At 27.6% G+C, this 12,027-nt stretch carries 13 protein-coding genes; 6 read left to right on the top strand and 7 right to left on the bottom strand.

The features are described from left to right. Positions 1 to 198 precede the first annotated feature (198 nt). The 6 genes from secF to rsmA all read right to left on the bottom strand — a co-directional run bounded on the left by secF (position 199) and on the right by rsmA (position 5,871). Positions 199 to 1,113, bottom strand: a complete 915-nt coding sequence (gene secF / locus HA149_RS04505) for a protein translocase subunit SecF (protein WP_209113420.1) — start codon at positions 1,111 to 1,113, stop codon at positions 199 to 201. A 22-nt stretch (positions 1,114 to 1,135) separates the two neighbouring features. Beyond that, on the bottom strand, positions 1,136 to 2,605 hold the full coding sequence (gene secD / locus HA149_RS04500) for a protein translocase subunit SecD (protein WP_209113418.1): 1,470 nt from the start codon (positions 2,603 to 2,605) through the stop codon (positions 1,136 to 1,138). 3 nt (positions 2,606 to 2,608) lie between these two features. After that, entirely contained in the window at positions 2,609 to 3,592 is a 984-nt protein-coding gene (locus HA149_RS04495) for a pyruvate dehydrogenase complex E1 component subunit beta (RefSeq protein ID WP_209113416.1), read from the bottom strand. A gap of 179 nt (positions 3,593 to 3,771) precedes the next feature. Further along, positions 3,772 to 4,074, bottom strand: coding sequence for a DUF3082 domain-containing protein (locus HA149_RS04490; RefSeq protein ID WP_209113414.1), 303 nt, complete (start codon positions 4,072 to 4,074; stop codon positions 3,772 to 3,774). 24 nt (positions 4,075 to 4,098) lie between these two features. After that, a complete protein-coding gene (ispE, locus tag HA149_RS04485; protein WP_209113412.1) occupies positions 4,099 to 5,034 on the bottom strand; it encodes a 4-(cytidine 5'-diphospho)-2-C-methyl-D-erythritol kinase in 936 nt (311 codons plus the stop codon). A gap of 12 nt (positions 5,035 to 5,046) precedes the next feature. Next, complete coding sequence (gene rsmA, locus HA149_RS04480; RefSeq protein ID WP_209113410.1) at positions 5,047 to 5,871, bottom strand: 16S rRNA (adenine(1518)-N(6)/adenine(1519)-N(6))-dimethyltransferase RsmA; 825 nt, start codon at positions 5,869 to 5,871, stop codon at positions 5,047 to 5,049. A gap of 56 nt (positions 5,872 to 5,927) precedes the next feature. On the opposite strand from rsmA, the gene HA149_RS04475 reads away from it, so the two are divergent. From HA149_RS04475 to HA149_RS04455, 5 genes are all read left to right on the top strand, one after another. Further along, positions 5,928 to 6,260: a hypothetical protein gene (locus tag HA149_RS04475; RefSeq protein WP_209113408.1), complete on the top strand. Its 333-nt coding sequence runs from the start codon at positions 5,928 to 5,930 to the stop codon at positions 6,258 to 6,260. Positions 6,261 to 6,279: 19 nt separating this feature from the next. Then, positions 6,280 to 6,696, top strand: coding sequence for a 23S rRNA (pseudouridine(1915)-N(3))-methyltransferase RlmH (locus HA149_RS04470; protein ID WP_209113406.1), 417 nt, complete (start codon positions 6,280 to 6,282; stop codon positions 6,694 to 6,696). 99 nt (positions 6,697 to 6,795) lie between these two features. After that, a complete protein-coding gene (locus HA149_RS04465) occupies positions 6,796 to 7,212 on the top strand; it encodes a LexA family protein (protein ID WP_209113404.1) in 417 nt (138 codons plus the stop codon). After that, positions 7,209 to 8,495 carry a Y-family DNA polymerase gene (locus HA149_RS04460; RefSeq protein WP_209113402.1) on the top strand — a complete coding sequence of 429 codons (1,287 nt, stop codon included), beginning with the start codon at positions 7,209 to 7,211 and terminating at the stop codon, positions 8,493 to 8,495. Before HA149_RS04465 ends, HA149_RS04460 begins: the two co-directional genes overlap by 4 nt. A 6-nt stretch (positions 8,496 to 8,501) precedes the next feature. Then, positions 8,502 to 8,969, top strand: a complete 468-nt coding sequence (locus HA149_RS04455; RefSeq protein ID WP_209113400.1) for a serine hydroxymethyltransferase — start codon at positions 8,502 to 8,504, stop codon at positions 8,967 to 8,969. Positions 8,970 to 8,985: 16 nt separating this feature from the next. Here HA149_RS04455 and dnaG read toward each other — a convergent pair whose 3' ends face one another. Continuing rightward, positions 8,986 to 11,022, bottom strand: coding sequence for a DNA primase (gene dnaG, locus HA149_RS04450; protein WP_209113398.1), 2,037 nt, complete (start codon positions 11,020 to 11,022; stop codon positions 8,986 to 8,988). 94 nt (positions 11,023 to 11,116) lie between these two features. Here dnaG and HA149_RS04445 point away from each other — a divergent pair, with 94 nt between their 5' ends. Continuing rightward, the gene (locus HA149_RS04445; protein WP_209113396.1) at positions 11,117 to 12,007 is read left to right on the top strand and encodes a DMT family transporter; all 891 of its coding nucleotides are present in this window, start codon (positions 11,117 to 11,119) and stop codon (positions 12,005 to 12,007) included. Positions 12,008 to 12,027: the final 20 nt, after the last annotated feature.

Genomic DNA, 12,027 nt, shown 5'->3' with positions numbered 1-12,027 from the left:
CTTAATTAATTTTTTATATAAATATGGATAGGAAAAAAGTATAAAGAAAGCTAAGGGATGTTTACCGATAGCAAAATATAGTGAATTAAAAGTAAAATGATCAAATAATATTCTTAGCTCAGTAGAAAGATCTATAAAAACCAAAGAAAATAAAATTATCAAATAGTAATTCAATTTCATGAAATTAGAAGCTTAAGTTCAGTCCTTAAGCAAGAAAGATGGTGCCAATAAAATACTTGAATAACTTCCTACTATAATTCCTAATGATAAGGCCAAAGAAAACCAAAATAGCGAGTAAGATCCAAATAAAATTATGCTTAATAAAGGGATAAGGGTTGTAATACTTGTAAACGTTGTTCTCCTAAATGATTCGTTTACTGATAATTGAATAGTTTCGTTATAGCCTTCTTTATTTGATTTTAAATTCTCTCTAATTCTATCAAAAATAACAACAGTATCATTTACAGAATAACCAGCTATAGTTAATAAGGAAACAGCAAATAAACTATTTACCTCGACAGATAATATAATTCCCAACCAGGAGAATAAACCGAAAACAATTACTAAATCATGGAATAAAGCTAATAGTGCAAATAATGCATATTTTTTATCAAATCTAATTGTTATATATAAAGATATTGCAAATAAAGAAACTAACAATGAAGTAACACAATTAGTAAGTAATCTTTTCCCAAGCTTTGGACCTATTAATCTTGAATCCTTACTCTCGTAATTAAGAGGCCCAATAATATTATCAAGATTATTAATAAGATTATTTGATTCTTCTATACTCAAATAAGGGGTTCTTATTGAAATTAATTTATTATTATTTTGGAATTGCAATTTAATATTATTTAAAACGTTTTTATTTTTAGAGATCTCTCTTAACTTTTCTAAAACTGAATCTGGGGAAAAATTAGAACATTCTTCTTCACAAACTCTCTCTATTCTTAGTTCATTTCCTCCAATAAAATCCATCCCTAAATTTATAGGTTTTTTATAAGAAGTATTAAAAGTAGAATATAAAATTCCTAAAATACTCAACAAAATAAGAACAGTTGAAAAACCTATTATCTTTCTTTTATTTTTTATTAGTTCAAGATTGTATTTCATGGGAAAATTGTAAATAAAAAATTTAATTTGAAAAATTATTCCTTGGAAGATAGAGATTTTTTTGTCTTAAAGATTGATATGTTATAAAAAATCGCAAAATAGTTTTAGAACAATTTAATGAGGTAAACAAGCTTATTAAGACTCCAATACCTAATGTTGCCGCAAAACCTTTAACAAAATTTGTTCCTAATAAAAACAATACAAAACAACTTAGAAGAGTTGTAATATGGCCATCAATTATGGATGAATTAGCTCTTTGAAAACCGCTATCAATAGATCTCGTAAGAGTATTACCATCATATAATTCTTCTCTAATTCTCTCAAATATTAGAATATTTGCATCAACAGCCATGCCAATGCTAAGTATAAGCCCAGATATTCCAGGTAAAGTCAAAGTTACAGGAATTAAAGAATATAGGGCTAAGTTAAAAAAACCATAAAGTACTAAAGAAAGAACTGAAACAAAACCTAAAACTCTATAATTAAAAATCATAAATATACCAACAAATATTAATCCGCTAATAGCTGCATAAAGACTTTTTAAAATATTATTGGATCCCAACAGAGCCCCTATAGTGTTAGTTTCTACTATTTCAATTGGCAATGGCAAAGAACCTCCTTTAAGTTGAACTTCTAATTCTCTGGCATTTTCAGCACTAAAATTACCGCTTATTGTTGCTGATCCACCTGTAATCCCTGTATTAGCAAACTGATTACCAACACTGGCTTCACTTATTGATTCGCCATCTAGAATGATGGCCAATAGTTGATTAGTGCCAGCAATTGACTTTGTAATTTCTGCAAACTTTTCACCTCCTGAATTACTAAAAGTTAATAAAACTTCCCAATTACTATTTGTTTGTTCTTGTCTCCTTCCTGCGTTAATAAGATCCTTACCAGATAAATCTGTTTTATTAAATAAATTTGTAATTTCTTTATCAACATACTTTTTAATTTCAATTAACTTCCCATTTAAATCATTACTAGTAGATGAGTAATTTAATTCTTGCTCTATCTTTTTAAGATCATCTTGAATAATTTGTAAGAAATTATCATCATATTGACTTTTTTCTGCAGAAGAATATTGTTCAATAAATTCTTTAATTCTCAATCTAGTTAGTTGCAGGGTTTTTAAATCTGTAGATGTTCCTTCTTTTTGGGTTCTAAATTCTAATAAAGCAGTCTTACCTAAAACCCTTGAAGCAGCATATGGATTTTGTTCACCAGGTAATTCTAAAATCAATTGATCACCACCTAGGGTTTGCAAGTTAGACTCGGAAACCCCTAAATTATTAACTCGTTTATCTATAACCGAATTAACTGCTTCAAGTTCATCCCTTGTTACCTTACCTTCCTCTTTAATAATTTGTAGTGTAAGTTGAGACCCCCCTCGTAAATCCAATCCCAACTGTAAGGGATAATTGATTAATAGATAAACAGATAAAGTAAGTAGAAAAATAATAAAGAAAAGCCAACCTTGCCTTCTTTTCATTGCCTATATACTCCCACCAATTAATTCTTCAACTTTTTCAACTATTTGATGTGGTTGTATTATTGTCAAATTCTCAAGATTTCCATTATACGGAGTTGGAATATCCTGACTAGATAATCTAATTGGTCGGGCATCAAGTTCATCGAAACACTCTTCTGTTATCAAGGCAATTAATTCTGCACCAATACCTCCAGTCTTCATACATTCTTCAACAATAATTACTTTATTTGTTTTTCTTATTGATTTTGAGATGGTTTCCATATCAAATGGTTTTAAACTTATTAAATCAATTAACTCAACATCTATTCCTTTTTTTTCTAATTCTTCAACAGCTTTAAAGCAGTGATGTCTCATTCTTGAATAAGTCAATAAAGTAATATCTTTACCTTCTTTTACAAGGTCAGCCTGATCTAAAGCACAAGTATAATCACCCTCAGGTAATTCTTCAGACAAGTTGTAAAGAAGAACATGTTCGAAAAATAGAACAGGATTATCATCTCTTATAGCTGCTTTCATTAAACCTTTAGCATTTGTAGGTGTACTGCATGCAACAATCTTTATACCAGGAACTGCATGAAAATATGCTTCAAGTCTTTGACTATGTTCAGCTCCAAGTTGACGACCAACTCCTCCAGGCCCTCGAACTACTGCTGGTATCTTATAATTTCCACCACTTGTATACCTAAGCATACCCATATTATTTGATATCTGATTAAAAGCTAAAAGCAAAAAACCCATATTCATTCCTTCAACTATTGGTCTTAACCCAGTCATTGCTGCACCGACAGCCATACCCGTAAAACTATTCTCTGCAATTGGAGTATCTAAGACTCTTAACTCTCCATATTTTTCATATAAATCCTTAGTTACCTTATAAGATCCTCCATATTGACCAACATCTTCTCCCATAACGCAAACATTTACATCATTTGCCATTTCTTCATCAATTGCCTCTTTCAAAGCATTAAATAATAATGTTCCAGCCACAATTAATTACCTAATTAATCTCATATATAATCCTACCACTTAGATTAATTTATCCTCCTTCAGCAAAGGTTATCAGTAGTAATATTGACAAAATCATTCCTGGTGAAAGCAAAAGTATTAAAAGTCCTAGGTCATGTAAAGACATTCAAAGAAAGTGTTTTTTTTATAATATTGGCAATTCAACTTTTCTTCAGAAAAAAACTGCGAATAAATACAATAAAAAGTCCAATACCTATAAAAGCAAAAGAAAAAGTTAGCAAAAAAGATAATCCAATTATTAAGGTATTGATACTAGAAGAAATATTTTGGACTATTTCAGAAGAATTAGATGGTTTATGTATTGAAAAATAAATTGCAATTTTATTACTTAAAAAATAAAAAAATATAAATAATAAAAAACTAGTTAATGATCCAAGAATAAAATTTAATGGTCCTTTTTCGGGAACATTTTTTTCAATATTCTCACTATTATTTTCAGCCACAATAATAATTTGTATAAAAAAAATTTAAATGAATGATATTCCCTTTTCAAGGAAAGAGCAAACCCATGAATCATAACCTTTATCTTTAAATAATTTATAATTTGTCGCTAATTCTTTTTTAGCAGTATTTACATCTTTAAAGAGTGCAAAGCAAGTAGGACCTGATCCACTCATTGAAAATGTCAGACAATTCTCTAATTTAGAAAGTAAATATAATGCCTGTTTTACAGAATCATTATCATTCTCAACAACTAATTGCAAATCATTTTTTATAGTTAAATGTTGATTATCAAAATTTAAGTTTTTTAAACCATTATCTCTTAAATTTTTTCTTATGTTCTCAATCATTACTCTATTAGTAAGAAATTGATCACAAAATTTATTACTATATTTTTTATAAGTTTCAGCAGTAGATACTGATACATTTGGATTTTTTAAAAGAATTACTCCATATTCAAAGTTTGAATCTAATTCCTCCAAAATTTCGCCTCTTCCAAAACATAATTGAACACCACCTTTTATAAAAAAGGGAATATCAGATCCTAAAGTTGATGCTAATGAACATAATGTTTCTTGATCTAAATTCAAACTCCATAACTTATTAAGACCAATTAATGTTGCTGCTGCATTACTGGATCCTCCAGCTAATCCTGCACCAATTGGAATATTTTTTCTTAAAAATATATTCGCACCGAAATCTATATTTGATTGTTTCCTTAATAGATTTGCCGATTTAATAATTAAGTTATCACTAGATAAGCTTAAATCATTACAATCAGATTCAAGTTTAATTAAACTTTCATTATTTATTTGAAATTCCAAATAATCAGAAAGATCAATATTTTGCATTATCATCGCTAACTCATGGAATCCATCCTCTCTTTTACCAATAACTTCAAGGTGCAAATTTATTTTGGCAGGAGATTTTATAACAATTTTCTTTTTAGCTGAATCTTGCATATACTTAATTTTTTATTTTTTAATTTTAATACAATTTTCTGCAAGCTTAATCCATTGTTCAATTGAAATATCTTGTGGTCTTAAATTAAAACAAACTTTTGAACATTCAGATAATTCATTTATCTCTTCATTTGAAAATATTGAATTAAAAGTATTTTTAAGCATTTTTCTTCTTGAATTAAATGAAATTCGAAGAAGTTTATCTATATATTTTTCTAAACTTAATTCCAATCTTAAATCATTTTTAATTGGTTCGAAAACTACTAAAGAAGAAAAAACTTTTGGTGGGGGACTAAATGATGAAGGCGGTACATCGCAAATTTTTTTTATTTTTGATAAGAGTTGCATTCTTATACTAAGCGCACCAGTATTGGAAGTACCTTCTTTTGATAAAATCCTATCTACAACATCTTTCTGCATTAAAAAAATTATTTTTGTGTAATTATAGTTTCTTATAACGCCCAATCTTCCTATGAAAATATCCAATATTGGGCCAGTTATATTGTAAGGAATATTTGCAATCACTTTTGTAATCTTCTTATTAATCGAATCTAAATTTACAGAAAGAATATCTCCCTGCTGAAGTGAAAACTTATCATTATTATTGAATTTATCATTTAATAAATTTATTAAATCTTTATCTAATTCAATCGCATGTAATTTTTTAATTTCAGAATCTAATAACTTAGATGTTAAAGCTCCTTTACCTGGACCAATTTCTAAAATAAAGTCATTTTCGTTAAGATCAGCAATTTCTTTAATTTTTTCTAATATTTTTTTATTTACCAACCAGTGTTGTCCAAATCTTTTTTTTTGATGATAGTTTTTAGAATTCATCTAAAAGATAAATAATATGTTTAAATTAAATATGAATTTATTTAATACTTTATATCATGAGCTTATCAAAAAAAAATTTAGATAAACTCAATAAATTGATAAAAAATAAAAATTTAAATAACGAAAGTAATAATATAAGTAATTACACACAAATAACTAAAAATGATAATTTAATCACCAATCCACTTAATTCAGAAGATCCCAATAAAATTTTTTATTCATTAATTGATAATTCAGAATCTTTAGAAGAGACTTCTAACGTCAATAATTCACTAAGAAAAAGTGAGCTTAATCAAATTAATATGAATTCTAGAAAAGCTAATTTTTCTAAGAAATTAACAACAGAAGAGGAACTATATGATGAATTTAATTATCTTCTTGATGAATAATTATTTTTAATATTTACTTATGCTTCAGAGTAACAGATTAACGATTTATGCTATTGGCAAAATAAAGAAACTTTGGATTAGAGATGGAATTAGTCAATACAAAAAAAGAATGCCTGAACTTATCATTACAGAGTTAAAGGCTTTTAATTTTAATAATCTTAGATCCAATAACAATATTATTATCTGCCTAAGCGAAGAAGGAAAGCAGTTTAATTCAGTTGAACTATGTTCTTTACTTTTAAATTTTAAAAATAAAAAAATTAATTTCTTAATCGGTGATACTGATGGAATTAGTTCAGATATAAAAAATAATTCAGATCTTATACTAAGTCTTTCTCCTTTAACTTTTCCTCATGAACTAGCCAGATTAATCCTAATTGAGCAAATCTATAGAGCTGTTTCTATATCTAACAACTCCCCTTACCATCGTTCTTAAAAAAATTAGATTTAATCTAAAATTAATCTATAAAACTTTAACAACTAACTATTTTTTGATTTTTTATTATATAGTACATATATACTATTAATTTAAGTCTTGGATTCCTTTGATTCAACTAGTAAAAAGTTTAAAATCCCCTTATTAAATGATTCGGTATCTGCAGGATTTCCTTCTCCCGCAGACGACTATACAGAAGAAAATATTGATTTAAATGAACATTTAATATCTAATCCATTTAGCACTTTTTTCCTTAGAGTTAAAGGTGACTCAATGATAAATGCAGGAATTAAAGATAAAGATTTAATAATAGTAGACAAGAGTTTAATGGCCAAGCCAGGGAATATTATCATTGCAATGATAGACGGGGAATTTACAATAAAAAGATTATCTATAAAAAATGGTGAATTATATTTAAAAGCAGAAAATCATAATTATCCTGATTTTAGATTTAAAAACCATATTGATGTACAGATATGGGGAGTTGTTATTTATTCAATACATAGCTATTTATGAGAATTTCAAGTATTGATGCTATAGCTCTCATAGATGCTAATAATTTTTATGCGTCATGTGAACAAAATATTAATCCTCATTTGAGAAATAAACCAGTAGTAATTTTATCTAATAATGACGGATGTATCATTGCGAGAAGTCCTGAAGCTCGAGCTTTAAAAATTAAAATGGGAACTCCTTATTTTAAGGTCAAAGAAAAATTAAATAACTTAGATGTAGCAGTCTTAAGCTCAAACTACTCGCTTTACGGCGATATGAGCAGAAGACTAATGAATTTACTAAAAAACTACTGCGAACAAATAGAAATTTATTCTATAGACGAAGCATTTGTCTCAATTTCTAGACCTAATGATAAAAATCTATATCCTTGGGCAAGAAACATAAGATCATTAATATATCAGAATCTAGGGATTACCATAACAGTAGGAATAGGAGAAAATAAAGTAAGAGCAAAAATTGCTAATAAATTAGCCAAAAATATTGATTATTCAGCTGGAATATTTGATTTAGCTAGGACCAGAAATGAGAATAATTATTTAAAAAGAATTAGCGTAGATAAGATATGGGGAGTCGGGAAACAAACCTCTAATTGGTTGCAAAGTAAAGGTATTAAAAATGCAAAAGAATTAAGAGATATGGAAGAAAATGAAATCATTAAGAAATTAGGCATAGTAGGAAAAAGATTGCAATTAGAACTGAAAGGTTATAGATGTCTACCTATAGAAAAAAACAAGAAATCAAAAAAAGAAATTCAGGTAAGCAGGAGTTTCGGTACTCCTGTCACAAAATTAGAAGACTTAACTCAAGCACTGGCGACTCACGCAATAAAAGCATCTGAAAAAATGAGAAGTCAGAATTTGCAATCATCTGATATTAGAGTATTTGCCAGAACCAGTAAATATTCAAGCCAAAATTATCAAAGAAGCGTTCATAGAAAACTTGCAAATGCAACAGACGACACAAACAGCATTTTAAAAATAGTAGTTGAATTATCTAAAGAAATTTATAATCCCGAATATAAATTTTCAAAAGCTGGTGTTTTAATGCAGGATTTAACCAATAGCGAATATTTACAGCAATCAGTTATCAATTACAAATCTCAGAAAGACCTGAAAAAATCAGCAAATCTAATGAGAACTATTGATCTATTAAATAAAAGATTTAATAACAATGCAATTACATGGGCGATTACAAAAAAACCAAAAAGTTGGACGATGAATAAGAATTTCTTAAGTCGCTCATCTACAACTGATATAGACCAGATCCCAACTATAGTAAAATAAAAAAACATGGAATTTATTATATTTTTAAGCAAATTAGATAAAGAGATTCTTGAATTATTAATAAAAGCAAACTACATAGTTGAAGAAAATAAAATTGAATGTCTCTTAAATAAAGAAATAAAAGGACTACATAATTTTGTAGAAAATAAAATAATAATATGTACTGAAAATGCAAAAAGAAAAACAAATTATAGAAATGAAAAGAAACTACCAAAAAAAGATAACTTCAAAACAGAATTGGCAATAAGAAAAGCATTAAGACATGAAGCTACTCATGCTATTCAAAAATGTAACAACAATAAGACCGTAGGTGATATAAAAAATTTAGAAGGTAAATTACATCAAAGTAAGAGGAAATCATTAGAGTTCTCTACTTCCAATTTTTCTGGAACTTATGCAAAAGAAGTAGAAGCTTATATTCTTGAAGACAAGCCTAAAAAGGTAAAAAATATGATAAAAAAATACTGCCTATAAATTTAAATAAAACATGTTAACTAGCAATAAAATCTCCGCAGCGTTGTTTATCTAAAAAATTTATATGCTGTCTTTCTAAGTAATATAATTCCTGAAATTTAATAGCATCTGAGTTTAAATCCTTAAAAAGATCATCTATCTCTTGATTATTATTGTCTGATAAACCTGAAGAGGGATTATCAATCAATATAGATATACAATTCTCTAAAGTTTTTAATCTTTGAGATCCCCAAGATTCGATCAAGTGTCTACATCTTTTTAAAGAATTATATTTCTCAAGAAGTGATAAAGTTCCAAGCAAATTATCTTTAGGATTACTAAGCAATGTTAAAAATAATTCATTTGGGTTAACAAAATTATTAATTTTGTTTGATGAATCAGGATTATTAAGAGCTAAGTAGTCAGGCAGAAGAGATATTAGGTTAAGGGCAGAAAACTCTTTTAGAGTAATTTGACTATTTGATTGTTTTAATTCATTTAAATAATTTAAACCCAAATTATTTTGTTCAATTTTTGAGATAGTTTCCCATAAATTTTGAATAAATTTTGTATTAAAACCATTAATTTCTCGTTTCAGAAATTCATCACGAATAAAAAGCCGAAGATCCGGACAATGCAAATAATAAAAAATTATTTCAGATTCATTTTTTTCACGCCGAGAAATTTCATTTGGTTGTTCGAATTTTTTTGATCTACCATGCCAACGAAATCCCTTAACTTGATTTCGTAAATCTTGTTCAAACTGTATCGCTAACCTTGCTTGCCCCTTACTCAATCGTTCGGAAACTTTTTGTAAGTAATGTGTTCTAGTTGATGATTGAGGTAATTTACTCAACAATTTCACCAATAAAGAAATAACACTCTGGAAATTTTCAGACTTAGTTAAATCTTTATCTTTAAAAATCTGATCAATCTCCCAATCAATCCAAAAGGATGAATTATCAATTAAGTTAAAATAATCTTCTCGAGTATGACTATTCAAAAATTCGTCAGGATCTTTAAAATCATTAAGTTGAAGTATCTTTAGATTAATTTGATCATGGAGAGATAAGCTTTCGACTTCTTTTATTACTCTTTTTGTAGCTAATATTCCCGCATTATCAGAATCAAAATTCAATATTATATTTTTATTATCTGTACATCTACATAGTTGGGAGATTTGATACTTATTTAATGCGGTACCTAGGGAAGCTACAGAATTAGCAATACCTTTTGAATGAAGAGAAATTACATCAAAATATCCTTCAACAATAATAGCTTTATCTCTTTTTCTTATATTGCTTGATGCTTTTTCAAATGCAAATAACATTTTGCCTTTTTCAAATATCTCTGATTCAGGAGAATTAAGATATTTGGGTTCCTGTCCATCAAGAGATCTCCCACCAAAGGCAACTACTCGTCCCTGCATATCATGTATTGGAACGATTAATCTATTTCTAAAACGGTCATATATCTTATCAGAATTATCTTTAGAAATTGCTAGACCTGAAGCCAATATTTGATTAATAGGAAATTTTTCTACCTTGGATAGATAATTAAATAAATCATTCCATGAATTTGGGGCAAAACCCAATTCAAAGTCATCAATAATTTTATTACTCAAGTTTCTTTTGGATGATAAATATCTCATGGCTTCAACACCTAGAGAATTATTTAATTGAGACTTAAACCAATTTTTAGTTAATCTTAATATTTTATAAAGCTCCTCCTTTCTAGATAATTGTTTTTTGTAAGCTTCTACTTGGGGGCCCTCAAGATTTTCAACATTAATATTATTTTTCTTAGCAAGAGAAAGCACAACATCAGAAAAATTTGCACGAGTAAATTCCATTAAAAATTTAATAGAGTTTCCACCAGCACCACAGGAAAAACAATAATAGAATTGTTTACTTGGAGATACTGTCATAGATGGCTTAGTATCATCATGAAAAGGACAAATCCCTACAAATTCCTTGCCTTTCTTCTTAAGAACAATATGTTCAGATATAACGTCAACAATATCTGCCTTTTCCTTAACCTCTTGAATAGTTCTTGGGTGTATAGAATGAACCATTGAGATTATTATCAAAAAATATATAATGATTTATTTGTTATAAGTCAAAATCGAATAAGAATCTACTTAATTTCACAATAAAAGTATTTTTTAAATGATAAATATCACAGAATTAGAAAAAAAATTTAATTCATTTAATAAATTTAATTTGATATTAGCCTCATTCTTCTTTAGTTTGATGACTTTGTGCGTAAAAAATATTGATAAAAGGATACCTATTTATGAATTAGTTTTATTTAGATCATTATTAAGTTTAATGATTACATTATTCATAATTAAACTAAAAAATATAAATCCTTGGGGCAAGAATAAACAATTACTTATCTTAAGAGGTGTTTTAGGAACTTTAGCTTTAATTTGTATTTTTTATGCGATAAGAAATATGCCTCTAAGTATATCTACTGTCATTCAGTACACATATCCTATTTTTATATCTATATTTGCTGGAATATTTATAAACGAAAAAATAACTCGGAATATAGTTTTTGCTTTAATTATTGGCTGGATTGGAATATTAGTAATATTAAACCCAAGTCAATTATCAAATATAAACGTTGAGATTCAAAATGTTTCGATTTCAATAGCATTTCTCGGTGCAATTTGCACTGCATTAGCTTACGTTACAGTAAAAAAACTTTCATATACTGAAGATGTTTATGTAATTATTGAATATTTTCCACTTGTTTCATTTATAACTTTATCTCCAATTGTTTTAATTAACTGGGTTACCCCTAATTGGAATGAATTAGTTTGGATAATTGGCATTGGCTTATTTACTCAATTAGGTCAGACTTTTTTAACTATAGGATTAAAAAATTTACCTGCCTCTGAAGCTTCAACAATTAACTATTTGCAAGTTTTATTCGGGTCACTTTGGGGGATTTTGTTTTTTCGTGAAATAATAAACATAAATTTTTTATTAGGCGCCTCACTAGTTTTATTAGGAACTATTATTTCCACTAGCAAAATAATCAAAAGGACATAGAATATAATTATTGGAATATA

The organism is Prochlorococcus marinus XMU1406, from assembly GCF_017696055.1.
Classification (GTDB): Bacteria; Cyanobacteriota; Cyanobacteriia; order PCC-6307; family Cyanobiaceae; genus Prochlorococcus_A; species Prochlorococcus_A marinus_W.
The sequence above is the reverse complement of the archived record's forward strand: the minus strand, read 5'-3'. Positions and strand labels throughout refer to the sequence as shown.

Bases quoted from the DNA above. Each gene is read 5' to 3' on its own strand.
- HA149_RS04460 (WP_209113402.1), top strand. From the start codon at position 7,209: ATGAGAATTTCAAGTATTGATGCTATAGCTCTCATAGATGCTAATAAT.
- HA149_RS04470 (WP_209113406.1), top strand. From the start codon at position 6,280: ATGCTTCAGAGTAACAGATTAACGATTTATGCTATTGGCAAAATAAAG.
- ispE (WP_209113412.1), bottom strand. From the start codon at position 5,034: ATGCAAGATTCAGCTAAAAAGAAAATTGTTATAAAATCTCCTGCCAAA.
- HA149_RS04445 (WP_209113396.1), top strand. From the start codon at position 11,117: ATGATAAATATCACAGAATTAGAAAAAAAATTTAATTCATTTAATAAA.
- secF (WP_209113420.1), bottom strand. From the start codon at position 1,113: ATGAAATACAATCTTGAACTAATAAAAAATAAAAGAAAGATAATAGGT.
- dnaG (WP_209113398.1), bottom strand. From the start codon at position 11,022: ATGGTTCATTCTATACACCCAAGAACTATTCAAGAGGTTAAGGAAAAG.
- HA149_RS04455 (WP_209113400.1), top strand. From the start codon at position 8,502: ATGGAATTTATTATATTTTTAAGCAAATTAGATAAAGAGATTCTTGAA.
- rsmA (WP_209113410.1), bottom strand. From the start codon at position 5,871: ATGAATTCTAAAAACTATCATCAAAAAAAAAGATTTGGACAACACTGG.
- secD (WP_209113418.1), bottom strand. From the start codon at position 2,605: ATGAAAAGAAGGCAAGGTTGGCTTTTCTTTATTATTTTTCTACTTACT.
- HA149_RS04475 (WP_209113408.1), top strand. From the start codon at position 5,928: ATGAGCTTATCAAAAAAAAATTTAGATAAACTCAATAAATTGATAAAA.